Here is a 25,752-nt window from a genome sequence, read left to right as displayed (position 1 = left end):
TATACACCAATTGCTCCAAATCTGCAAAACACTACAGTAATGCGTAGTTTCTGATTTGGTGTGCGGGTTATTATTTGATATGATTTAAAAAGGTCATAGATCGATCAGATTGATCACTCAGGGAGGGAATACGATGTCTACTATTCTATTTCTACAAGAACTAGATGAAGCTCAACAACAACAGATTCAATCCACAGCACCCCAATACCAATTAAAAGCAGTTCCTGCTAAACAAGCCGATGCCTCTCTTTTTAAAGATGCAGAAATTATTGTAGGATGGTCTAAAAAGTTAGCCGATTATATTCTAGCGGAGGACTGTCCGGTTAAATGGATTCAAACATGGTCAGCCGGTGTAGATAATATGCCTTTAGAAAAATTGCATCATAAACAAGTGCAGTTGACCAGTGCGAATGGTGTACATACCGTTCCTATCTCCGAACAGATTTTTGGATATATGCTTGCATTTTCTCGCAACTTTCATCAAGCTATTCGTCAGCAAAGTAAACAGACTTGGGATACCAGTGGAACATTTACTGAACTCAAAGGAAAGTCGATCGCTATTGTAGGTGTTGGTAATATCGGACAAGAAACAGCTCGACTTGCTCAAGCATTCGGTATGCATACAATCGGTGTTCGGCGTTCTGGTGAAGCAACAGAATATATTGAACAGATGTATACAATGGATAAATTAGATACAGCTCTCGCTGAAGCTGATTATGTGGTGAATATTTTGCCACTGACCGATGAGACACAGCAATTGTTCAATCAAGAACGTTTTGCAGCGATGAAGAAAAATGCTATTTTTATTAATGTCGGGCGTGGTTCTACAGTGGACACCGATGCATTGGTTCATGCTTTGGAAGAAAAAGTGATTGCAGGCGCTGGACTTGATGTGTTCGATCCAGAACCTTTGCCTGAAGATCATGTGTTATGGAATATGGAACAAGTCATTATTACTCCTCATATTGCTGGCAGTAATGAACATTATACAGAACGTGTTTTAGATATCTTTTTAACCAATTTAAAATCATATCAAGAAAATCAGACTCTTCCTGTTAATCTGGTTGATTATGGTAAAAAGTATTAAATAAAATAACAAAAAGACTCGTTCCTCAGTAAAGGGCGAGTCTTTTTGTTGTGTAAAAAAGTATCATTTATTCAACGGTTCGATTATTTATTCAATTGATCACATCACATTGTTCCCTATGATAATTTCCAGTTTTAGTAGTTTATTGTGCTAAAAATGAAGATACCGATTGATTCGCTTCAGCAATTTTTTGATACACGCCGATACGTTCATCATAGGTCTGTAATGGACAAATCACTAATAGTTCATCCGCCTTATATTCTGTCTGTAATTGTTGAAGTTGCTGAATAATATTTTCGGTGCTCGCTACAATAGGAGATGGCGATTCTTCGGTACTTCCTCCCTGTGCTTGCGAATTACTTTTCCAATTCTCATATAATTGCTCTGCTTCTGTTTGCGTATCTGCGCAAATAACAGATATCGCCATCATGACTTTAGGATGAGATTGCAATGAGGTAGATTGATATTGATCAAGATAATGTTGTATCGCTTTTTGACCATCATTATCACTCATAAAATATCCAAAAACATATCCTGTTCCATATTCAGCAGCCAAACCTGCACTTTTAATATTCGTGCCCAGTAACCAACATTCTGGCTCTTGCGCAGGAATCGGTCTTGCCTGAACTTGTCCGCCTTCAATCTCATAGTTATTTTGCAATAATTGAGTAAGGTCTTGCATTAATGAAGGCATCTGGGAAACATGCGCTAAATAATTACCACTTAGCGCAATCGATGCATGGGCTGATCCTCCCGGTGCACGTCCAATACCCAGATCGATTCTTCCTGGATAAAGCGCAGATAACATCCGAAACGTTTCTGCGATTTTGAGTGCACTGTAATGAGGTAATAATACACCTCCAGAACCCAGACGTATTGTAGACGTATGTGCTCCTATATAAGTGATCATAATTTCAGGTGCTGTACAAGCAAGTCCAGCCATATCATGATGCTCAGATAACCAGAATCGCTCATAACCTTGTTCTTCTGCCATTTGTGCTAATCGTACAGATTGTTGTAAAGCTTCTTCAACCGATACGCCTTCTAATACAGGTGACATATCTAGAATACCAAGGGATATTGCTTTCATGGTCTCACCTCTTCTATGATGTTTCTTCTATATATATGCTTCGGTAGACAGAATACGATTTAATCAAGATCGTATATCGAACCCACTTTGAGCCCATACAATTCATTATAAATTTTTTCAGCAAAAGCATCAGTCATTCCCGCAATATAATCAATGACCATTCGTTCCCATGTCCATACCGGGTTAGGACTTAATTGATCACGTTCAAATCGTTGTAACCAATCGGAAGGAATAATCGAAACAGACGATTCTTGATCCAGAAAAGCATCCCATAAGCGACGAATAATCCATTCACTGCGTTTTTGCAATCGTTGTACCCGTAGATCACGAATCATTGTCACCCATGCAAAACTTTTGAGTACACTTACAGTTCGTAACAGATCTTCATCTTCTGATTGATCGTTGATAAAAGTTACCTTTTTCCAATCTCCATCATCAATTACACCTAGATGACTGACAAAATGACTGACCCAGTACGCCTTCACTTCGCGACGAGTACGGGAAAAATCATGATCACAGACAGGCAGTTTTTCACGCCAAATACGCAAATAAGCTGTAAGCACTTCATCCACTTTAGCCGCTATACTTTCACGACTCCATCCTAACCAGAAGCGATCTTCAAGTGTCATAATTTTTTCAATAATTAATTTATGTGTATACGGATCATGCATAAAATGTTCATGTACTTCAATCTTGCCTGCTTTGATCCCATCTTCTAGATCATGAGCAGAATAAGCAATATCATCACACAAATCCATCAATTGCGCTTCCAGTGTAATTTTGCGATCAGGAATTTGCCATTGTTGACGAATCTCATGGATATATTGCCATTCCCGATGATACAGCCCTTTTTTGTTAACAATACCGGTATACGGATATTTATTAATTCCAAGTAGTACTGCATCACACAGATTAAGCCCATCTAAGTTTTCACGCTTTTCCAAAAACATAATCAAACGAAAATTATGTGCATTGCCTTCAAAATGTTCATATTTCTCTCGCATTTGCTGACGCACAGCTTCACGTTCAGCAGGCGTTACTTTTTTGCCCTTCAACGCTTTTTGCGTTTTCTCTGTAATTAAATTTTCTAAAATGCTTTCCAGTACTTCTTCTCCTTTATGCCCAAACGGAGGATGTCCAAAATCATGAGCGATCGAAGCGCACTCGACCACTTCAGGATGAATAATCAGACCTGGATTACTGGCAGCCGATTCATCAATTTCAGGATAACGACTAAGCAGACTTTTGGCGGCTTGTCTTGCAATCTGCGCTACTTCCAAAGAATGCGTTAATCGTGTACGGTAATAATCACCGGTACCTGCTCCAAACACCTGTGATTTTCCTTGTAAACGGCGAAAAGTAGGTGAATGGATAAGACGTGAATAATCACGTTCGTATGCTTCTCTGGAAGCTTCATGTTTGTCTTCGGTGTATTGACGGTGTTCACGCATCGATTTCAAATTATTTTCCATATGGTTTCTCCTATATCTCTATATCGATTGTCTATACATGGTTGGAGTGATTATACACATTTTTGCTCACTTATCAAAGTAAAGCACGGTTACAAATCCATGTCTATCTAGATCGTAAACTATTTATACCCATTTTACACTGAAAAATATACGATACAAAATGACAGTATATTATAGAAGAAAAAATTTAGCACTTCTCTATTTATAATCAAAAAAGAAGATACACGAGCCTACAAACGGTTCGTATATCTTCTTTTCCTTTTATACAGTTAGCTCAAGATTAACGCTTCATTCGTGGATCAAATGTATCCCGTAATCCATCGCCCATAAGATTGAATCCAAGAGAAGTCAGCAAAATCGATACCCCTGGAAAAATAACAGTCCACGGAGCCGTCTGAATAAACTGACGTGAATCGGATAGCATTTTGCCCCATTCGGGTTCAGGGGGTTGCGCACCCATTCCTAGAAAGCCTAATCCTGCGGCTTCTATAATCGCTGTCGCTACACCTAGAGTACCTTGTACAATAATCGGTGTTAGACTGTTCGGCAAAATATGTCTAAACAAAATCCGTGCATCTCGAACACCTGTCGCTCTAGCCGCTGTAATAAATTCTTCTTGCCGTAATGAAAGCACACGCGATCGTACCAACCGACCATAAGTCGGAATATTGACGATAGCGATCGCATAAAGCGCATTTTGCAAAGAAGGTCCTAATATAGCTACAATTGCAATAGCTAACAAAATAGCTGGAAAAGCGAGCAAGATATCGAACACACGCGAGATGATCATATCTACCCAACGACCATAAAATCCAGCCAGTATTCCTAAAAAAGTACCGATAATAATAGAACCGATCACCGATACAAAACCAACCCATAATGAAATACGTGCTCCATACAGTGTACGGGTTAAAATATCTCTGCCTAGATCATCTGTGCCAAACCAGTGTGTAGCGGATGGAGCTTGCAGACGTTCAGACAATACCTGTGCTTTGTAATCGTAAGGCGAAATAAGCGGCGCAAGTAAAGCCAGTATAATAAAGAACACTACAATTGCAAATCCGACTACGGCTGTTTTGTTACGCATAAATGAACGTATACCATCACGCCAGGGACCAGACTTTACTTCTTTGACGTTGCCACCTGATCCGGTATTCAGGGATGCTTGTGTCATCTAATCACCTCTTACTTGTACTGGATACGTGGATCAAATAAGGCATACAGCAGATCTACCAGCAGATTAATAACAACAAAAATGATAGCAATAATTAAAATGCCTGATTGGATTACCGGATAATCACGATTGCTAATTGCTTCATAAATATATCTGCCTACGCCTGGCCAAGCGAAAATCGTCTCGGTCAATACGGCTCCACCCAGAAGTGCTCCTGTCTGAAGACCGATAACGGTCAGGACTGGAATAAACGCATTTTTCAACCCATGTCGATAAACGACATAAAATTGAGATAATCCTTTGGCTTTGGCTGTACGGATATAATCAGATTGCATTACTTCTAACATACTGGAACGTGTCATCCGTGCAATCACTGCCATAGGAATCGTTCCGAGTGCTATTGAAGGTAAAACAAGATGCTTAATGACTGTCCATAACTGCGAAGTCTGCCCTGAAATAATAGCGTCAATCACATAGAATCCTGTCACAGCTTCTAACGGTTCACGTACATTGAGCCGCCCAATAGAAGGTAACCAATGCAGTTTATTTGCAAAAATCCATTGCTCCATTAAGCCTAGCCAGAAAATCGGCATCGATACACCTACAAGAGCAATAATCATACAAATATAATCAAACCATGAATTATGTCTCCAAGCACTGACAATTCCTGCATTTACCCCGATAACGATAGCAAATAACATACTAGCTACTGTTAATTCCATCGTTGCCGCTAGGTAAGGACCTATTTCTTGCGAAATAGGCTCCTTCGTGCGGATCGAACTTCCTAGATCACCTGTCAGTAAATCGCCCAAATAAGCAAAATACTGTTCTAACCACGGACGATCTAATCCTAACTGTTCACGCAAAGCTTGCTTAGATTGCTCTGTCGCTTTTTCACCTAGAATTGTATCTGCCGGATCACCTGGAATCGCATGGATAATCGAAAATACAATAATAGTCATTCCTAACAATACTGGAATCAGTACAATCAGACGCTTCAAAATGTAAGAACCCATGTCGTTGATCACCTACCATGCTTTTATTGTTCGATATACACATTGGTGTATGCTTCTGAGCCGGTTGGTGAAGGTACATAACCTTTCAATTCAGCCTTAGCTGCGAGTAGCGGTGTAGAATGTACCAATGGAACCCATGGTGCATCTTTTTTCACAATGACTTGAGCTTGTTCATACAACTTACTACGCTCAGCTTGATCGGTCTCTTGTTGAGCTTTAACCACCAAGTCATGGAATTCTTTACTATCATATTGACTGTAGTTGTTACCACCAATAGAATCTTTATCAAGTAATGGATAGAAGAAATTATCAGGGTCACCGTTATCACCTGTCCAACCAATAATAAATAGATCGTCTTTAGTACCATTTTTCAAATCTTCCAGATACGTTGCCCATTCTGGAGATTCAATTTTCACTTTGACACCAATTTGTTCAAAGCTTGCTTGAATGACTTCTGCTACTTTACGTCCATCTGGCATATACGGACGTGGTACAGGCATTGCATAAAACGTTAATTCTTGCTCAATTCCATTCGGGTAGCCTGCATCAGCTAGCAATTGCTTCGCTTTGGCTAAATCATATGGATAATCTTCTACTGATTTGTTGTATCCCCATAATGTAGGTGGGATTGGATTGACAGCTGGTTCTGCTTGTCCTGCGAAGAACGCATCAATTAGACCTTGTTTATCAACAGCATGGTTTAGTGCTACACGCACTTTAGGATCATCAAATGGTTTTTTGGTTGTATTAAAACCGAGATAAGCAACATTGAATGGTGGACGATTGATTTTTTGAAGAGCTGGATTGGCTTCCAAGCTTGCCAGATCATCTGGACTTAAATCTTCCATCATATCAATTTCGCCGTTTTGAAGGGCATTGTAACGAGCAGTGTTATCGGGAATAGAGCGGATAATGACTTGATCCATTTTTGGCAATCCTTCTTGCCAGTAGTTAGGATTTTTGTCGAGTGTGATTGAATCGCTACGTTTCCATTCTTTAAATACAAATGGACCTGTACCGACTGGATTGGATTTGAAATTTTCTTTTTCATCTTCAATCGCTTTAGGACTTGCAATCCCAAAACAAGTCATCGCTAGATTTTGGAGAAATGGAGCTTGAGGTTTGTTTAATTTGAATACAACCGTTGTTGGATCAGTTGCGGTTACGCTTGCAATAACGCGCTCTTCTTCCGGTCCAAACATGGAATCATAATAATCGAAGGAATCGCCTTCGAATTTATATTTACTTTTGGTGTCACTCCAACGTTCGAAGTTAAACACAACAGCATCTGCATTAAAATCAGTACCGTCATGGAATTTGACACCTTCACGCAATTTAAAAGTATACGTTAAAGCATCTTCTGAAATCGTCCAACTTTCTGCGAGAGATGGCATAACTTCAGTTGTTCCTTCTTTGTAATCTAATAGTGTATCAAATACTTGTTGTGCAATCTTAAGCGATTCGCCATCAGTAACAATGGCTGGATCGAGTGCGGCTGAATCTCCACCACGACCTACAATTAATGTTCCGCCTCCTGTAGCAGCGGTTTCTTCTGTTCCATTTGCTTCTGGTGCTGTTGTAGCTGATTTGTTTCCGGTACAACCTGCCAACAATAAAACAGACGTAAGCATCAACGTAAACATTAACAATAATCCCTTTTTCACAAGCAACAAACTCCCTTCTGAATTGGAAAATCATGGATACGTACTCAATCCTTTTTATCCAACATATTCTCTTGTATATGTATTTTGAGAATGATGGCTAAAATTGGAATTGACCACAGGTTGAACTTAATTTACATCATTGTTACTTGTTTGGCAATGTTTTTTCACATAAAACGTTTATTTGTTACAAAAGGCTACATCATACGACAGTAATATCGATTTATTGCGGTTTTATTATATGGATGTTTCTTTTATTTGAGTTCTATTTTCTTTTGTTCTCGCAATATACTTTGATTTTAAATTTCTAATTTCCTTTGCTGTGACTACGTTTATATACATAATGTCATATTAACTAACTTTTATTATATTTTTTACAAATAGTTTATGGAAACCTAGTGACACTGTTAACAATTAGCTGATAGAATAAGTAGAATACAATCAAAAGGGAGGCATATTATTCATATGTTAAAAAAGAAAACGGTTTTATCAATAGCTGCGTCAGCATTGCTGACTTTGAGCTTTTCAAGCATCATGTCTGCGGCTGTACCTTCATCACTTACGGTAGAAGGTATTAATCAACAGGTACAGCAAGATGCTGGTACTGGGAAGCATATCACTCTCTTACATACGAATGATGTTCATGCTCATGCTACAGAAGCTACTCCTTATATGGGATACGCCAAACTTTCAGGAATTGCTAATCTGTATCGTGAAGCGAATCCGAATACGTTGTTGTTAGATGACGGAGATCAGATTCATGGTACTTCTTTTGCAACACTGGTTAAAGGTGAAAGCGTTATTCAAACAATGAACCTTATGGGTTATGCTGCAATGGAGCCGGGTAATCATGAATTTGATTATGGTTATGATCGTTTGCTAGAACTTTCCAAAATGGCGAACTTCCCTATCATTTCTTCTAACATTGTTGAAAAAGATGGAACTTCTCCATTCGAACCTTATATTATCCGTGAATTGGACGGAGTCAAAATTGGTATTTTCGGATTAGAAACGCCTGAAACAGCTTACAAAACAAATCCTAAAAATGTAACAGATGTTGAATTTACTGATCCTGCGGTGGCTGCTAAAAAAATGGTAGCTGAACTACAAGGTAAAGTGGATGTGATTGTGGCTTTGGGACATTTAGGTATGGACCAATCCAGTACAGACACAAGCTTGAAAGTAGTTAAAGAAGTGCCAGGTATTGATGTATTTATCGATGGCCATAGCCATACTTTGCTTGAAAATGGTCAAACCGAAAATGGAACACTGATCGCAAGTACAGGCGAATACGGTGAACATATGGGTGTTATCGATCTATGGGTAGATGGTGGTAAAGTCACGAAGAAACAAGCTTATGTATTAGACGAAAAAGCAGCAGCAAATGTTACTCCAGATCCTAAAGTAGCAGCACTTGTAAGTTCTATTCAAGAATCACAAAAGTCGATCCTTGAAGAAACGGTTGCTGAATCTTCTGTCAAATTAGACGGTGAGCGTACTCAAGTTCGTGCAGGTGAAACGAATCTTGGTGATCTGTTAACAGATGCTATGCGCAAAACAGCGGGTACAGATGTAGCGATTACTAACGGTGGTGGTATCCGTGCTTCAATCGCAGCCGGTAAAGTGACCAAAGGTGATGTGATCACTGTTCTTCCTTTTGGTAATCTAATCGTTTCGATCAATGTAACCGGTGCTGAACTATTAGCAGCATTGAATAACGGTGCTAGCGATTTCCCGAACGAAAAAGGTGCCTTTACTCAAGTCTCAGGTATGACTTACAAAATTGATACAGCGAAAGAAAAAGGCGATCGTGTCCACTCTGTCACTGTAGCTGGTAAACCACTTGATTTGAAAGCTACGTATAGTCTAGCAACCAACGACTTTATGGCTGTAGGCGGAGACGAATACACGATGTTCAAAGGAAAAGCACAAACAGGTATTTACGGTTCATTAGACGAAGCATTGATCGAATACATGCAGTCTTTGGGCAAAGTCAATATCAAAACAGATGGACGAATTAGCGAAGCAACAATGCCTGCTAAAGATGCAGCTACTAAGCCAGCAACTCCAGCGAAGCCAGTTCCTGCTAAACCATCTACAACCAAGCCAGCAACTCCGGCAAAACCAGTTCCTACTAAGCCATCTACAACTAAACCAGCAACGCCTGTAAAACCAGTTCCTACCAAACCGGTTCCAGCAGCAAGCGATGTTTATGTTGTTAAAGCGGGAGATACATTGTATTCAATCGCTGTAGATCATGCTACAACTTGGAAAGTTTTACGTGATCTTAACGATCTTACGAATGCACACTGGATTTATCCAGGTCAAAAACTTCAATTACCTGCTATGACTGCAACAGCTGCATCTTAAGCTAATCTGTTCATAAAGATGCTATAAGAGTCATCGGATATATGTAAACAAAGAAGTTATTCCATAACGCACTTTGGTAGCTTTCAACGTAAATGTGGTAACTTTCAAATTAAAAAGGATCTGGATTATTCCAGATCCTTTTTTTGTTATCCATTTAGAAAAATAAAAGATAGTATGAATAGCAGTAATATTCAACAATGAGTCGAATAGCTTCCATCGTTTCATTCTCTTCTAGATCTAGACATGCTTTTTATATCGTAAACTAGATAGGTAGTACTCACTTACCAATATAGTGATATACCAAGGATCTTTTTACTGTGTCTACATACATTTTAAAAATCATAGAATCTGTACATTACACTATTAGATGCTTTTACTGGTTCCTACTTTCGGATTAAAAGCTAATTCAAATAATCCGGTTGCAGATAAACCAGCAAGTCCACCTGCCCATAGACGAGGAACTAATCCCAATTCTGTAAACGGATACGCTACCGCGCCAATACCTACACCGATCACAATGCCAATCACTGGAATTAGATTTTTAGGAATAGCTACTGCTGTTTTGAGTGCTTGTACAAGTGCCAAGATGATCAGAGATAAAGTAGATGCAAAGGCTAAAACAATATTTAATTCTTCCATCGTTATTCTCCTTTCTATTTCTCAAAAAGTTTATTAATATCATTTTTATTTGTTTATTTGCCTATAGCTATTCATGCATAGAAATATTCATATTACGCAGAGGGTATTAAATCAGACCTTTGCGATGCAATACAGTTAACAAGCGATAAAAGTCATAACTACCGCCTTCTGGATCTTGAATAACACCTGTAGCTAATGCGCTACTTACTGCTTCTTTTGCCCATGTAGGGATATCCATTTTTTGCGTTTGTTCGATAAGTTGAATACGAGTATCTACTTTGTTAATACTGGTTTTGAGTAAATCCCGACTGTCTGTTAATGCAGCAATGCGTTCAGCTTGTGCTTTGACTGTAGCTTCTAAAGCTTGAAATGCTTTTTTCTCTTCGGCTGTCATCGGTTCATCTCCTTTGTCGGTTGGTTTTTCTTCTGGATTTTTGCCATACGTAGAGATCAATTGGGCTAGTGTTCCTTTGTAAATATTGAGATCGACATTACCACCGATTCCTCTAACATATCCAGAATCAGAATATTGCCAAAAATCCCATGACTTCCATGCAGTACAATCATCCGGAATTCGTGTGGTGCTATATCTTGCGATCCATAACGAATATGAGCTTAGTGAGGTATCAAAGTTAGCCGCAAAAGCATTACCTGTATAGATCATAGGTTTGACCTCTGTTAAGCGCTCTACCTCTTCCAAAAAAGCTCTAGCAATAGCGCTAATCGTACTTTTATCCAGTCGACCCGGATTGTTCTCATAGTCGAGTACAGGCGGAAAATCCAATACGTTGGCTCCACCGATCTCTTGCAGTCTTTGCACAAAATGGTTCGCTTCTTGTCTGGCTACTGCTGGACTGGTAGCATTCAAAAAATGGTAAGCCCCTACTAACAATCCAGCAGCTTTAGCACCTTTGATATTAAAAATGAATTTAGCATCTTTATTCCGGGTACCTTCTGTTGCTTTGATAAACGCATAATGTTTCCCATCCACTTTGACTTTGTTCCAGTCGATGCTTCCTTGCCAGTGAGATACATCAATCCCCTGCGCACCATCAGGTGTTTTGGGTTGCATAGATTCACCTTCTTTTCACTTTGTTTGTGGTTCGATTTAGTGTGAGACTCATGTTCTTTATAGATTACGATGAGCAATAATATCACTCTGGAAAAATGAAATTTTCTAACGTGTTTTCTTTACGTACAAATTGCTGATCTCGTTCAGCTTGTGTCATTGGAGACAGTTCGTCAGTAACGGTTGTATCTTCATCTTGCTTTGGCTTATCATCAGCTGTTGGATGAGATGGGTCATTGTGCGAATCGTTAGGCTCTACATTTCCATTTATATCAGGCTCAATCTGTCTATTGGTTGTAGAGTTAATAGTTGTTGTTGAAGAGTTAGATCGATTCAAAGAAGAATTAGTATCTTCATTGGGTTCATCTTCTCCACTGTGCGATTCGAATATTTTCACAGCATGACGTAATACTTTAGGCATTGGAACACCCATCCGTCCCATATTTTCGATCACAGATAACAATTCATTCGCTAAATAGAAAAAGATGACAGCATCTTGAAAATAATGCAGATCCCCTACCGCTTTATCGATAAAATGAGCGATCGTAACCATCACGAAAATAGCGACTTTGCGAGCGATCCCTCTATAACCTGTCCGGCTTTTTAACTCTCCATTAATCCATGCAGCTGCCCATCCTGTTACCCAATCGACGATGACAAGCATCAATAGTAGATTGATCATTACACTCCACTCCCCGAAAAAGTACCCGATCATGGCCCCCGCACCAGTCGATACCGATTTGACAATGGCTTCAACCTCCCCACCCATGGACCTTTCCTCCTGTTATTGTGTAGTATGTTGCTTCATTAGGCTAAAAAAGAGCCTCCAGGCGTAATGCCGGAGGCTTTGGGAAAAGATTTAAGATTCTTTTACACTATTCAATAATTGTTGTACCTGATTGCGCATCCCCTGATACGTAGGTACATCTTCAATAGTTTTTAAGCCTTTTTGAATTAGACTTACATAAATTGCAGCCATATTACTTGCCACCTCCTTGAGCTGAAGTTACACTCGTGAGTTGTTCATACAGATCAGCGACAGCCAGCTGGAGATTAGTCGTTTCTTGTTGAGAAGTAGCCAACTGTTCAAACGTATCGGCTAGGGCTAACTGGGTATTCGTCAGTTCTTGTTGCATTTGTGTTAGATTAGTTGTAGGTTGACTATTGGATAATTCTTTTAATCCATCAATCTCTGCTTGTGTTAGCCCTTCCACCCATTGCTCATTGTCCAAGTCCCATTTCGGTTGATACAATCCAGATGGAACAGCAGTTCCGATCAGATAACTAACTACAGAAGATTCGGTATCTGTTGGATCGGTATAAAAAGGGACGATACCACTAAAGGTATCGTCCTGAATAACATCTTCGATATATAGACCATTTGCGTCTACTTTGGGTACAGCTTTCATGGAATTAACCTCCTTATAATGAGAATTCGATATTACCTAAAGAAATCTGTTCAGAACTACCATTTTGTACAACAAATCTACCGTCTGAAAATATAACAATGCTTGCTCCAACGATACCAGATTTCCCATAGCTATATACTATATATTCACTCGCATTAGCTTGTGGCCTCATTAAAGTAGGTAGTACAAATACACTTGTACCTATAGATCCAGATCTAATCTCTCCACGTATACGGACAATATCTCCTTTAATGCTGTAAGCCAAAGGAGAACGACCTGATATGTTAGCCCAACCATTTAACATCGTAGGATTTACCCATATTAAGGATTCTTCTATATTAGATTTTTTATTTTCTATTACTGATAGACGAGTATCTATTTCACTTTCTGTTTTTAATAATTTATTTAGTAATGTATTTTCATTTAAAGAAAGCTTACCAGTAAAAGAAGTATAAGGTAGTTTATTTAGCATAATATAGGTTACTGAATATGAAGCTGTTTGATCATATTCTATATATTCTTTTTGTGCTATAGCTCCAGCTGCAGTAAGATTTTTATCATAGTAAGTCCATTGATCCTTTTTATTATTTTTGTAGATAGTAATAAAGTGATCAATTTTATTCTTAGTTAATGAAGATGTACTTGAACTTGGATTATTAATATTATAGCCTGCGCGATCTGCATTTATACCAATTTTTCCAAGTTCAGGTTTAACTGCTTCTCTTACAATTATCCCTGATCCTACTTCAATTTGATTATTTCCTTGAAATAATCTGATATTCCCTTCTGAAACGACTGGAATAATATTAGGTGTAGATAATTGATATACTAATTGATAACTAGTAATTTCTCGATTTTTTGTATATACCTGAGTATTTGAACTATTTGGTGTTTCTATTGGTACTGAAGTTATAGAACCGAAATAGCGATTACCATTAAAAGAATCAAGTGGCGTCCAACGTTTATTCGTTTCATTTGACCCATTATACATTGATGTCCCATCTCCAGAATTTAAAGAAACATCGAACATTTTATATCCTAAAAAATAAGCTTTAATCTCATTTGAAGTAGGTGTATAATTATCTCCCCAACCACTATCTATTGAAGAAATAGAAACAAATAAACGTTTACCTTCTGTTGCATTATTTAATTGTATTTGATCTTTCCGATCTGATGATGTTTTGTAATCTAAAATGGATCCATCGTGCTTGACAGCAAAATAACTAGATGTATCATCCAAAGTAGCATTGAAAGTTGAAGCATCCACTTTGACAATTTTCATACCATTTAAAGATGTGAATAATTCCCATGGTAAATTATCGTCTAATGAAATTTTTCTCCACTTTGCTAATCGGAAATACTGTCCATCGCGCTCAAAAACTTCATCTGCATTTGTTCCAGTGACTGGATTAGCATATAAATCTGTTTGTAATGCTAACATCGTATCTTCTCGTGGTTTGAATGATTTAGCTGTGCTACCTACATTCAGCATTACATTAGAAAGATTAACAGCAGTTGTACTTGTTCCTAATAGTCTTATTTCAATAATATTAACACCTGCGGGTACTTTAAATGTTACAGATATTGATCCACTACCTGTACTATCTGCTAAAGCTACTGCACCATTAGTGTTGTATACAAAAATGCGTCCGGTCGAACCACTAGAAACAGCAGATAATGTATACGTAGCTTCAGGTACAACAGCTACAGAATTATGAATCATTTTATTAGTACTGCTTACGTCTACACTATACCGATTATTAATGATTGGCGTTCCTTCGATATTTGTCCATTCTTGTAAAGCAGGTAACAAATTCTCACCATAAGCAATCACATATGGATTACGCACAGGTGAAAGGCTATCTACATAAGGGTAAGCAGCAGCAATTTGGTCGGATGTCATTGTAGGAAGAGCTGTGTATTCTGTATCTGAGATTTCATATAAACGTAATGCGTCTGCATAGCCTGCATTTCCAACTGCACTAGCAGTTAGCCTTGCAATCGGATACGCATTACTAACATTTCCTCCAGCAACGAATGGAATATAAATAAACTCCCATTTATTTTTGGAAGTTGTTGTTGGACTTTCTATTGCAGTGTTTTGAATAACTAGTTTCATACTTTGCCCTGTTTCGTTATAAAGATGTCCTAGAGCAATATATTTTTTTCCTGAAATTAAATTGACTGCATTTTTACCAAATCCATCCGCTATGCTATTCGCTACAGCTGCTGTAATTTTAAGAGCATTTCCACTGGCTACACTTTTATTATTATCTATACTCAACGTCGATTGATAATTGATAAATCTTGTGATGTTTTTAGTCGGTGTCCAATCAGATCCACTTAAGTTTAACAAAGTACGACCTTTTAAGCCTGTTAATTGGAAAGGTGAATTTTTTTTAGCATTTATAATTTGTAGACCTGGTTTTAAGGTGAGTTGTTCATAGGAATCAACATCCAAACGCTCATGCAGATCGCCAAGACCAGCTTCGATTCGATTCATATCTTGCTCTGTTACTGTATCATTATAAGACCAATCTGTTTTTGCCTGATAATCCATGCTTAAACCCCTTTCACTTCAATAAATTGTTTAATAACAGTATCCGCAATAACAGGAATATAGACTTCATTACTACTGATAATATCTCCATTACTGGCTTTTAGCTGTAGCAAAGAGACCGCATTAATATCTGCAGCCTTAATCATGTATTCAAGTTCAATGGTTGAAGTAGATACTTTTTTAACAGTAAACGTTGTAATATCGTACGATCCATTGAGAGTAACTTTTGCAATACGGCGATCTGTATATGCAGCTACCTCTTGTAAATATTTAGTTGTAATCATATTACTCGAATCTCCTCTCCCTGTTCGGTAAACGGAGTACTTCCTAATTTCCAACGTGTAGATAATTTAGTATTACGTGTTGTCCCTGAGAAATAAGCTTTTTCTGCTAAAACCAGTGATTCTTGCAAAGAAGTTCCTTGTACATATAGTAAGTTAGCAGGTTTGATACTTTGTACCGTATAATTGACCTCATTAAATACGGATGCATCTGTAAGATTTGCAGTGATTTTTAAAATGAAATTCTGAATATCTACGGTTGCAACTGCTTTATTTGTACCTAGAAATTGATCTAATTTTTGTTGCAAATAACGAATGGTAAAGGGCGGTTTGGTTGTATAACGATTAATAATTCGACGGCGACGGAAATCTAAAGATTCTTGTACAGGATCAGCTTGAATGTGTAATTGCAATTCCCGACGACGAATAGAAAGTTCACTTGAAGTCATAACAAATTGATCTTCTAGCAAACGAATTCTTTTCTCTTCTAAAAGATCTAATTCTGGTTCTTCCGCATCAAGTAAAGCAATAAATTCACGTACTTGATGATAATATTCGGGCTCATATTGCATTAACCTTTTACTCAAGCTTATCGACTCCTCCCCAAATTGCTATTTGTTCAGGTTGCAGAGTAAAATTACTAGCATTTCCATTAATTTTGGTGTTATTCACATCAGCAATTCCTCGAACACTCACAATACGCGCATCTAATTGACTTAGACGAATAATAATTTGTTCTACATCTTTCCAAGATGTTGTCAATTCCTTGATATACGCAGAAAAAATATCATTAAGGTCTGCTTGTACTTGTCCTACTGTTGTTCCAGTATCCAATATAAGACGTGTGCTAATAGTAATAGGAACTTCTTGTACTCCAGTAATAGTCACTCGATGACCAATAGGAGCAATACCTATTCCTGTGCCTTGATTTACAATAGGATCAATAATGGTCTGAACTCGATTTAATAATTCACTAGAAGGAGCACGACCATCACTTGCTATAATCGTACATTTCACTGTACCTCCACCTTGCCACACTGGAAATACTTTTACTCCACCCACACCCTCAATTTCATTAATTTCTTTCTTATAATCTGAGATATTACCTCCAAAAGGTTGCTCATTGATCGCTTGTATATATCTGGCACGTAACGTTTCATCATTTTCGATGTCTTCACCAGGTACAAGAACTTCTCCTAACTCTGCTACAGCAAGACCTTGGATATAGTCTAGTGGTAGAAGCGTTCCAGAAGGTGAGTTCCCTACTTCACCTGCCGTTTCACAAGTCAATGTATATTCACCTAGTGCAAGTTTTTGACTAACCATATAAATTAAATCTCCACTTGCCAAACGAATACCAATAGCAACGTCTACTTTACTACCGTCTCCTTTAAAAAATAATCCTTTACGTACAGCATACGTAGCAGCTTGACGCTTGATCCCATATTCTGCTGTACGTCTCTCCAAATATTCACCACTTGCTGTATCTGCAAAAGACAAATTCATTTGTATATCTAACTCTGCATACATTTGGGCTAACTCAATAGCAGCAGGTGCTAATGCATCATAAATAATACTACCTTCACGCTTATCTAATTTATCAGAGACTCGATCAAGCATACGTTCAAGTAAAACTTCGTACGTTTGTGATTCATACATAGATCTAACTCACCTCCTTATTAATTTGAAATGATCCATAACGTGTCTGTACCGTAAAGCTCACTCGAATGTCTTCACCAGATGTCCAATACGTCTGAAAATCCACAATTTGCTCAATTCGATCATCTTGAAGTAATGCTTCTGTGATCATACGTTGAATCTCAGCACGGACAAAAAGATGGTCTTGTCCTAGAATCTGCTGCCATTCTGTACCATAATCTTCACTGTAAATAAGATATTGATATCGTTCTGTATTGAGTATTTTCAACACAGCCTGACGAATAGAATCTAATCCATCAATCATCCCTGTGATTACACCACGTTCCCAATCTACCTGATACGTTAAACCAGGTATTGTAACAGTTTCGGTATCTATTGCTTGTTCAGGAGGTAATTGTAAACCAATAGGAATCATAGGCTGTCCACCACACGATCTAATACAACATAACTTTGGCCGCCCTGAATACGAAGTAACAATACTCGGTCTCCTGGCTGTAAACCTAGCTTAACAATAGTTTCAGGAATGACTAAGGCAGAAGCAGGCAAACTGAATCGTTGTTCTACACTAATTTCTAGTGGAGAACTACTAAGAACGGTCCCGTACAAAGCTGCCATTGGATTCGTATTAGATACTGCTCCAAGACTTGCTTTACGAATAATATCTAACATATCTTTACACCACTTTCACATCAAGAGACATAGTATGTTCGCCCCCAGAAAATTTGTGACTGCATTCTTCTACAAGATACACTTGGTTTTTAAATTCATTTAGCAAAATATATACGAACTTGCCACCTCTTACGCGATGATCGCCTAATGCTTCTACAGATAAACTAATCTGTTCACGATTATAAAGTGTAAGCATCTTAGCTGATGCTTCTTTAATCTGTGCATCATTCCAGCTATCTTCGGCTTTCTCATATTTTTGCAGCAAACCCCAATTTGCAATATTTTGACTATCTTGATCAATATAAATTTCGCGTTTACCGCTTTTTTTGTTATCTTTATACATTTTGATACGATTATATGTCTCGGAATCAATACTCTTTTTTATAGAATAATCATATAAAAAGTGTCCTTTCCCTAACACAACAACAGGTTCAGTGGTTGTATTACTTTCTAGTGTAAGCTGTCCATAATTATCATAGAAAACAAGTAATTGTGTACCATAAGCTAACGTATAATCTAGAGCTTTCATAATCGTATCCAGCAGCTTTTTATTATCTTCAATCATAGAAGGAATAATATAACTACCTTTTGCAAGTGTACCTATTTTTAAATTATTTTTAACCGCAATAGTACGTATGACTTCGTCTGCTGTTACATTTGTAAATACAAAAGTATCGTTTCCTAGTAAATATCGTACTTGATCATAAGCGGTAAGTTTAATTTCATTATCTGTACCTGTGCTCACTGAAAAAACATACCCATAAAACAGATTTTTTAAATTGTGACTAAATCGAACAATATATCCATTTTGCACATCAAAATCTTTCCATTGATATAATCCATCACTAGCAAGTGTAAATTCAAGAGTAGCTGGTTTGCCTGTACGACTAGTTTTCCAAGTGATATCAGTTACAATATTAGAAACATCCCACATTTTACCCATTTTATTATCAATATATAGTTTAATCATTTAGCTGCCTCTTTCTGTGGCAATTTGATGACTTTACCTATAGAAAGTTTACGAAGTTCGCTATCTGGGATCTTATTCAATTTTTGAATTTCTCGATAACGACTACCATCACCTAGCTTCTTTTTAGCTATTTTCCAGAGTGAGTCACCGGCTACCACTGTATACGTACTTGATGCTTCTTTAGTATCAGCACGCTTTTTTTTGACTTCTGTTTTAGCTTCTTTAAATTTAAGTTTTAGCGCTTGATAAAAAACATATTCTTTCAAAGATAACTTAAATTGAATATCTCCTGAATCCCCAGCTACAATTGACCAATCAAATTTTTCAATACTGACTGCCATATTGATAGCCATAAATGCTTCATTTGATCGAAAACGTTCAGATTCGATGTCTCCAATCTGTGTGTTTAATTTTATTTTCTCATCGAGAGAGGATTCAGGTACATTCAGTCCTGAGAATACAAAACGAAGGGGGCGCTTTTTCTCCATCCACTTTTGAATCATTTCAACATAATGATAAGGAGTATATAAAGTATTACCTACTACAAATGGATAGCGTTGTCCTGGGAAAAAGCTTTCGATTGTAATTTCACGCAGTTTATTAGGCTGAATCGAGTTAATTTCTCCCAGATCAACAATATTGTATGATTTTCCATCTCCAGATGCGTTAATTTCTAATTTTTCTGGATTTACAGGAAGTCGCATTGCTTCAGATTCATTATTAAAACTCAGAAAAAAACCGTACTCCTCCATTTAGATATACACCCCCTGAGCGGTCGATACAAATTCTTCTTCTAGTTTTCGACCAATATGTCCAACAATCGTATCCAGGTCAGCACCACTGTTAATATCGCCTGTAGTGACTTGGACAGTAGGAGTGAGACTTACAAAATTTTGGATTGCTTGGAGTTCTGCTAGATCACGCATCATTTTGAGATCTTCACTTGAAATGTCAACAGTTCCCTCAATGTTACCAACATTATTTACATTGTTTACATTATCAACTGTTGCTGGCATTGTTGGTGAGGATATCGCTGGCATAGCACTAGAAGTCGAAGGCATGCCTGCAGATGGCATAGTAGCTCCGGCTCCTTTTGGTAATTCCTGCTTGAATTGACTTGCAGCACTTGTATCTTTGGGTGCTTTTGGAGAACTACCTAGCAAATTATCAAGATTTAATGAATTTGTAAGCTTATCCATTGAAAAATCTTTAATAAAATTTTGGCCTGACTTTTTAATTCCTGAAAAATCTGCTGTAGCCTCAATCAATGGAATTTCTTTCGATTCTATTCCAAGTAAATCAGCGAAAAATCCAGAAACTGCATTTATACCTTTAATTCCTGCATTAATAACAGCGAGTATAAAATTCACAGCATTCTCGGCACAATCCATAATAAAGCCAAAAGCATTACTTAAAACTTCTTTGACACCACCAGCTATGCTTCCTAGTGTAAAAAATGCTGTAACTACTCCCAATATTAAAGCGATAATTATACCTAGTGGATTAGCACTCATTGCTAAATTAAAAATTCTTTGTGCAACTGCTGCAATATTTGCACCTATAGCGTATGCTACAGCAGCGACTCTTCCCATAATCATTGCTGCATTTAAAAATAACCACATTACTGCTAACGCAAGAATAAATGGAATAAGTCCAATAATAATAACCATAATATTATATAAAACATTTCCAAGTACAGATATAGAATCGACTATGACCTGCCATGCAACAGGCAAATTAGTTATTAGCCATACAAATCCTTGAGATACAAGCGCTAAACCATTTGTAAGCATATCAAAGAAAGGTTGAAAGGTTCCTGCTTGAAAAGCTGTATTTAACATATCCAATAATGGTAATAATGCTGTTAATGCTCCTAAACCAATATCAATCATAGTCATTTTGAAATTAGTCATCAAAGTTCCCCAACGTTCGGTTGGTGCATCCATCATTGTCTTTAAAGCTTCCTCAGTCATACCCCTTTTTGTCATAATTTCGTTCATAGCAGTGATATAACCATCAATATTTCCTGCTTTACCAAGTTCCATTAAATTATCATTTTCAGCTGCAGTTGCTGGAATATTAAAAGCTGTTAAAGGTGCTTCTCTACCTTTCATTCCTCCATAAATAATTTTAGCAATTTCTGATTCGCTATTTTCAGTTCCTGAAAGCTTTTGAAGTCTTACTGTTAGACTATTCAAATCTCTAATCTGATCCGTGTTTTCAGTACCAGACATAAATATTTGAGAACCTTTTAATGCTTCTTTTACGTTAGCTCCAGAATCAATTGCATCCTGTTTGAATTGCTCAAACATTGCTCCACCAACTTCAGGATTTCCAGCACGTGATATAAATATTTGTTTTGTGGATTGATCTTCGCCCGCGCTAATTAAAGCATCTTTAGCATAACTTCCAACAAACTTTAAACCTGTCCATGCTTGAGCACTTACTGATTTCAAAGCTTCTCCTAATTTGACTGCACTTCCAGTACCTTCTACCACTTTTTTATTTAATTCTTCTTGATTTTGTTTCGCTTGACTAATTTTAATGGCTGTTTTGGCAGCACTTGCTGTAGCACTATCCCAAAAATTTGTATACATAGATACAGAATTCAATTTAATAAACTTATTAATACTTTCTCGAAGCATTCCTGCTGTATTAAAACTTTCTGCTATACGATTTGCTGCTAAATTAGGATCAAAATTAAACACTTTTCCACCTCCTTAACTTATAACACTAATGCCTCTTTCCTTTTTTCTGAGCCTTCTTTTCCGCTTCTACACGAATAGAAATCATTGCATAGATAGCGGCACGTTCGTATAGGGACATCTTCATCAGATCGTGTGGAAGGATGTTGAGTTCGTGGAGGGCGTAGTAGGCAAAGTTTGCTTCACTATCGCCCTCTTTAATTAGTTTTTTACGTCATTTACCAGTTCGTTCATATCGCGGTTAAAACCGTTCAATTCTTGTACACGTTCACCCAAGGCTGCAAATTCACCGGGTAATAGCATTTTACGAAGTAATGATTCTGCTCCTAATACACCATATGATTTTTGCAAATCTGAATTTTTAAGATCAGGATAAGTTACACTAGCAGCCATCAATTTAGCCATATATTCGTTAGGATCAATTTCGGGTGTATATACTCCGTTTTTCCCTTTGACTTTACGTGTAGCGGCTTTACGACACTCCTGGTTCTCATCTTCGTTCATGCTACGCAATTTCCAAGATACAGCTTTCCCTTCTGCGTCTTTAAATCGTGAAGATACAATAAATTCTTCTACCACGTCAGATGATACGTTTTGTGCAAAAAATAAGCTTAATTCACTCATGAATAATTCCTCCTGAAAGTTAGGTAATAGTTTAGTTGATTCATAATAGAATATGGAATAGCCCGATCTTCTTAAGAATAGGATTCCATGAAGAATCATTCATCTAGAAGATCAGGCATCCATCTATATATTATAAATACGTTGTTATCCGTATTAATTTAATCAATTATAGAGCAGGTGTACCAAATTTGTTATTAATATCTACACCATCGAACGTAAATGCTACTTCTTCTTCTAGCGCATCTGATTCTGTGTCCAACGAAGCCATAATTACGCTATCCAAGTTAACATCACGCAAAGTAATAGTTTGATATCCAATGCTAGATGTAGGATCTTCATTCGTAACTTCAATATCGAAATACGTATCCACACCTGTTTTCATATAATCCAACATCATTTGACGGAAACGTGAAGTCATATAAAAAATGGTCATTGTACCTGAACCTGACCATCCTGTAGCTTTATGCTGTACTCCGCGTCGACCTAATGTTTTCACTTCTGCTTTTTGCTTTTCTACCGTAGCTTCTAATGTTTTGATATAAAACATTTCTTCTACCTGATTATTAATAGTAGCAAATGCGCGTCCTTCTTGCCCTGAAATGGTATCTTTTGCTTTTAAGAATGTCATCTTAAACCACCTTCACTTTCATGTATACTTTTTCAACGGAATCTACTGGTTGTACATTTAATTCAACAACAATACTATCTACTTCATTGCCAGCAGTCACTGTAATATCAGTTTGGGCATTAAAGTTTTGAACTGCACCAATATTTTGCAGATCATCTAGATATGCAATACATTGCGAACGGAAAAGACTACGACCATCGTTATTGTTGTTTACTTTACCAATAAAGTACGATTCGAAAATACGCTTCATATCATTACCGATGCTATCCAATACGCGTACAACACGGTTTTTAGCAAAATGACGTGCTTTCTCAGGTGTATAGGATACAAAGGTATTGATATCCTGCTCAACTACAGCACGATCATTCACAGCCGTAAATACAAATTCACCTTTTTGCAATGCCGCTTCTGTTTCTGAATGTGTCAATTTGCCGTTTACATCGACAGCATCATCATATGCTGTATAGGTTAAGGAAGAATTGACTGCCGCTCCTGCTGTTGCTCCTGTTACCCATGCTACAGATTTTTTAGCATCTAGTACTGTTCCATCTGTAAGCACAACACCATTTTTCACACTAATTACACCTTCTTGATCGGCATTTGGATAGTTGGCAAGAACAGCTTGTACTTTTTTACCTTCTGTATTGCGTAGACGCTTAATATAAGCAGCATAGACGGATTTAAGGGAAGCTTCATCCGAAATTAAACCAACCGTTTGAAATTCCAATGCTTCCAGTTCTGCCAAATAAGCAGTATGATCAGCATTTGTTGCTGCTGCACTTGTACCACCTACCAATGGAGCCCCAGCAGTAGCTGTTAAAGCACCCTCGCCTGCAAATACAACATAATCATTAGCTACCAGTTCTTTTGCGTTACTTACTGTTTGTTTATCTACACTAGAACCATCTAGCAAAGTACTAACATCGAATAAAGTCTCATTGTTAATATTTTTTTCGACAGTAATTGTTAATTGATTACCACGAATACCACCATAACGAGCAGTAGCAGTCAATACACCTGCTTTAACTGTTGATTTTTCTCCATCATTTAGACGATAGACAATCAATTTTTGTGCACGTTTAAGCGCTTCACGAATCAACATCATTTGAGAAGAAGTATAATCATAGCCTAGTGTTTTTTGAGTATTGTCACCTGCTACGATAGTTACCATTTTTTTAGGAGCACCCCAGTCAAGATTCAAAGCAATACTTGCTGTTCCTCGCTCTCCTAAAGTACCTGGTAATTGACCCTCTGATACAAAATTAATATAGATACCTGGACGAATTTTATTTTGTGTAGTATACGTTCCACCAGCCATTTATTTGGCCTCCTCATTCATAAATTGGTTTAATTGTTCTTTCGCTTGTTCCATCGTATAGTTGCTTCCATCTTCCAAAAGACCTTCTAATACATCTTTTTCTAAACGTGTAAACTGACTTGCCTGCATAAATTGTTCTTTTCGATACATGGTAGTTTCTGTTGGCATAAAAAGTTCTCCTTTATATCTTTATTTAATGAACGATTTCGCTATATTCGCTCAGCGTTGTGGTACAGCTCGAAGATGCTGATCTAATTCTCCCATTAATACACCTGGTAATGGTGGTTTAACTGTACGAACAGGATAATTAACTCTCATACGAGGTATTCCATCATCTGTATCCCAACGGAGCTCACTAGCACGACACAAAGTATCTTCATGTCCAATCGTTTCTAAAGCTTCAAATAAAGATTCAGTCTGATAATCAGGTGATTCGCCTGTCTTAAGAATATAACGAATTTCTAATGTATACATACGTACAAAGCGATCGCTACGCTCTCTAGTAAAATCCACAGAGACTAAGCGATATTCAATACGTGGTTGCTCTGTCTCATGCTGATCCGCACGATAGAACGGTACATTAGGAAATTTCGTTGTCAAAGACAGTTGTACTTGATGGATGACTTCTTGTGCATCCATAATTCTTTTCCTCCTTTACCGAGAAGGATGCTCACCTCCTTCGGTTATAAACTGTCGGAAATGAAATAAGGAATTTTTACACCGCTATTTTAGCTTTATCTATAGTACTGATAACAAGCATGCCGTTTTCCTAGGCAGTGGGTTCTGGAGCATTCATGCTCCTGCGGTGTTCCTTTTGCTTCATTTCCGATAATACAATCTTACCTCGTTTTTCTCCTAATGGAGACGGTGTATCGGACGAAAAAAGGACGGTTAATAGGGGACTTACGGCGGTAAAAAGAAGAGCCTTTAGATTAGGGCTTGCTACGCTTGGTTTTTGCGGATAGTAACGACTTTACAAAGGTTTTTACGCCTCTGGAAATGCTTTTCTTCTATAGAAGATAAAGTCCAACAGATAAGAGAAAAACAAAAAAACGCTTGCTCGTAAGCAAACGTTTTGGACAATTCATATAGGATTGGATATTTATTCATTTCGCCAGATCGTCGTCTGTTGATGGATCTACAGTATTGGGAAAAGGCTGGCTGACTACTTTGCGAGAACGTACGATATCGACTGCACAAAGCAATACGGATGCTGTTGCGACTTTGATCCACCATGCAGGTTTTGATTTTAGACTCATCATTACGCCTCATTTCTATTGATATCTGTCTAAACGTAACACAATACATAAGTTCTATTCCACTTTAGCATTGGGCTCTTTATCTTCATGAA

At 37.6% G+C, this 25,752-nt stretch carries 26 protein-coding genes and 1 pseudogene; 2 read left to right on the top strand and 25 right to left on the bottom strand.

What is annotated here, in order from left to right:
* The first annotated feature begins 133 nt into the window (after positions 1-133).
* A complete protein-coding gene (locus PO903_RS11010; protein WP_069326155.1) occupies positions 134-1,087 on the top strand; it encodes a D-2-hydroxyacid dehydrogenase in 954 nt (317 codons plus the stop codon).
* A 142-nt stretch (positions 1,088-1,229) separates the two neighbouring features.
* Here PO903_RS11010 and PO903_RS11005 read toward each other — a convergent pair whose 3' ends face one another.
* The 5 genes from PO903_RS11005 to PO903_RS10985 all read right to left on the bottom strand — a co-directional run bounded on the left by PO903_RS11005 (position 1,230) and on the right by PO903_RS10985 (position 7,482).
* Entirely contained in the window at positions 1,230-2,177 is a 948-nt protein-coding gene (locus PO903_RS11005; protein ID WP_273593432.1) for an MsnO8 family LLM class oxidoreductase, read from the bottom strand.
* A gap of 59 nt (positions 2,178-2,236) precedes the next feature.
* Positions 2,237-3,649: a deoxyguanosinetriphosphate triphosphohydrolase family protein gene (locus PO903_RS11000; RefSeq protein ID WP_273593431.1), complete on the bottom strand. Its 1,413-nt coding sequence runs from the start codon at positions 3,647-3,649 to the stop codon at positions 2,237-2,239.
* Positions 3,650-3,929: 280 nt separating this feature from the next.
* Entirely contained in the window at positions 3,930-4,823 is an 894-nt protein-coding gene (locus PO903_RS10995) for an ABC transporter permease (RefSeq protein WP_069326158.1), read from the bottom strand.
* An 11-nt stretch (positions 4,824-4,834) separates the two neighbouring features.
* The gene (locus PO903_RS10990) at positions 4,835-5,839 is read right to left on the bottom strand and encodes an ABC transporter permease (RefSeq protein WP_069326159.1); all 1,005 of its coding nucleotides are present in this window, start codon (positions 5,837-5,839) and stop codon (positions 4,835-4,837) included.
* Positions 5,840-5,862: 23 nt separating this feature from the next.
* A complete protein-coding gene (locus PO903_RS10985; RefSeq protein ID WP_069326160.1) occupies positions 5,863-7,482 on the bottom strand; it encodes an ABC transporter substrate-binding protein in 1,620 nt (539 codons plus the stop codon).
* A 483-nt stretch (positions 7,483-7,965) separates the two neighbouring features.
* On the opposite strand from PO903_RS10985, the gene PO903_RS10980 reads away from it, so the two are divergent.
* A complete protein-coding gene (locus PO903_RS10980; protein ID WP_273593430.1) occupies positions 7,966-9,870 on the top strand; it encodes a 5'-nucleotidase C-terminal domain-containing protein in 1,905 nt (634 codons plus the stop codon).
* Between the two features lie 363 nt (positions 9,871-10,233).
* On the opposite strand, the gene PO903_RS10975 is transcribed toward PO903_RS10980, so the two are convergent.
* The 20 genes and pseudogenes from PO903_RS10975 to PO903_RS10880 form a co-directional block, all read right to left on the bottom strand.
* Positions 10,234-10,509 carry a holin gene (locus tag PO903_RS10975; protein WP_273593429.1) on the bottom strand — a complete coding sequence of 92 codons (276 nt, stop codon included), beginning with the start codon at positions 10,507-10,509 and terminating at the stop codon, positions 10,234-10,236.
* A gap of 106 nt (positions 10,510-10,615) precedes the next feature.
* The gene (locus PO903_RS10970) at positions 10,616-11,581 is read right to left on the bottom strand and encodes a glycoside hydrolase family 25 protein (protein WP_273593428.1); all 966 of its coding nucleotides are present in this window, start codon (positions 11,579-11,581) and stop codon (positions 10,616-10,618) included.
* A 331-nt stretch (positions 11,582-11,912) separates the two neighbouring features.
* Positions 11,913-12,347: pseudogene (locus tag PO903_RS10965) on the bottom strand (phage holin family protein); the annotation flags it as partial.
* A 90-nt stretch (positions 12,348-12,437) separates the two neighbouring features.
* Entirely contained in the window at positions 12,438-12,557 is a 120-nt protein-coding gene (locus PO903_RS10960) for a CD1375 family protein (RefSeq protein ID WP_273593427.1), read from the bottom strand.
* Between the two features lies 1 nt (position 12,558).
* Positions 12,559-12,987 carry a YomQ N-terminal domain-containing protein gene (locus PO903_RS10955; protein WP_273593426.1) on the bottom strand — a complete coding sequence of 143 codons (429 nt, stop codon included), beginning with the start codon at positions 12,985-12,987 and terminating at the stop codon, positions 12,559-12,561.
* 13 nt (positions 12,988-13,000) lie between these two features.
* Positions 13,001-15,547 (bottom strand): hypothetical protein, encoded by a 2,547-nt coding sequence (locus PO903_RS10950; protein WP_273593425.1) that lies wholly within the window; start codon positions 15,545-15,547, stop codon positions 13,001-13,003.
* Positions 15,548-15,549: 2 nt separating this feature from the next.
* Entirely contained in the window at positions 15,550-15,831 is a 282-nt protein-coding gene (locus tag PO903_RS10945) for a ketopantoate hydroxymethyltransferase (RefSeq protein ID WP_069326166.1), read from the bottom strand.
* Positions 15,828-16,415, bottom strand: coding sequence for a putative phage tail protein (locus PO903_RS10940; protein WP_273593424.1), 588 nt, complete (start codon positions 16,413-16,415; stop codon positions 15,828-15,830). Before PO903_RS10940 ends, PO903_RS10945 begins: the two co-directional genes overlap by 4 nt.
* Positions 16,408-17,487, bottom strand: a complete 1,080-nt coding sequence (locus PO903_RS10935; protein ID WP_273593423.1) for a baseplate J/gp47 family protein — start codon at positions 17,485-17,487, stop codon at positions 16,408-16,410. The genes PO903_RS10940 and PO903_RS10935 overlap by 8 nt, the downstream gene beginning before the upstream one ends.
* A gap of 4 nt (positions 17,488-17,491) precedes the next feature.
* Positions 17,492-17,902 (bottom strand): DUF2634 domain-containing protein, encoded by a 411-nt coding sequence (locus tag PO903_RS10930; RefSeq protein WP_273593422.1) that lies wholly within the window; start codon positions 17,900-17,902, stop codon positions 17,492-17,494.
* The gene (locus tag PO903_RS10925; RefSeq protein ID WP_137220953.1) at positions 17,899-18,156 is read right to left on the bottom strand and encodes a DUF2577 domain-containing protein; all 258 of its coding nucleotides are present in this window, start codon (positions 18,154-18,156) and stop codon (positions 17,899-17,901) included. Before PO903_RS10925 ends, PO903_RS10930 begins: the two co-directional genes overlap by 4 nt.
* Positions 18,157-18,160: 4 nt before the next feature.
* Positions 18,161-19,126, bottom strand: a complete 966-nt coding sequence (locus PO903_RS10920; protein ID WP_273593421.1) for an XkdQ/YqbQ family protein — start codon at positions 19,124-19,126, stop codon at positions 18,161-18,163.
* Complete coding sequence (locus PO903_RS10915) at positions 19,123-19,878, bottom strand: LysM peptidoglycan-binding domain-containing protein (protein WP_069326172.1); 756 nt, start codon at positions 19,876-19,878, stop codon at positions 19,123-19,125. The genes PO903_RS10920 and PO903_RS10915 overlap by 4 nt, the downstream gene beginning before the upstream one ends.
* Positions 19,879-21,834, bottom strand: a complete 1,956-nt coding sequence (locus tag PO903_RS10910) for an ABC transporter permease (RefSeq protein ID WP_273593420.1) — start codon at positions 21,832-21,834, stop codon at positions 19,879-19,881.
* Positions 21,835-22,032: 198 nt separating this feature from the next.
* The gene (locus PO903_RS10905) at positions 22,033-22,455 is read right to left on the bottom strand and encodes a phage tail assembly chaperone (protein WP_069326174.1); all 423 of its coding nucleotides are present in this window, start codon (positions 22,453-22,455) and stop codon (positions 22,033-22,035) included.
* A gap of 166 nt (positions 22,456-22,621) precedes the next feature.
* A complete protein-coding gene (locus PO903_RS10900; protein ID WP_069326175.1) occupies positions 22,622-23,083 on the bottom strand; it encodes a phage tail tube protein in 462 nt (153 codons plus the stop codon).
* A 1-nt stretch (position 23,084) separates the two neighbouring features.
* Complete coding sequence (locus PO903_RS10895; protein ID WP_273593419.1) at positions 23,085-24,401, bottom strand: phage tail sheath family protein; 1,317 nt, start codon at positions 24,399-24,401, stop codon at positions 23,085-23,087.
* The gene (locus tag PO903_RS10890) at positions 24,402-24,569 is read right to left on the bottom strand and encodes a hypothetical protein (RefSeq protein ID WP_273593418.1); all 168 of its coding nucleotides are present in this window, start codon (positions 24,567-24,569) and stop codon (positions 24,402-24,404) included.
* 51 nt (positions 24,570-24,620) lie between these two features.
* Positions 24,621-25,040, bottom strand: a complete 420-nt coding sequence (locus tag PO903_RS10885; protein ID WP_273593417.1) for a phage tail terminator family protein — start codon at positions 25,038-25,040, stop codon at positions 24,621-24,623.
* 467 nt (positions 25,041-25,507) lie between these two features.
* On the bottom strand, positions 25,508-25,660 hold the full coding sequence (locus tag PO903_RS10880; protein ID WP_175425111.1) for a hypothetical protein: 153 nt from the start codon (positions 25,658-25,660) through the stop codon (positions 25,508-25,510).
* Positions 25,661-25,752 lie beyond the last annotated feature (92 nt).

This window comes from Paenibacillus sp. PK4536 (genome assembly GCF_028594455.2).
GTDB lineage: Bacteria > Bacillota > Bacilli > Paenibacillales > Paenibacillaceae > Saccharibacillus > Saccharibacillus nuruki.
The sequence above is the reverse complement of the archived record's forward strand: the minus strand, read 5'-3'. Positions and strand labels throughout refer to the sequence as shown.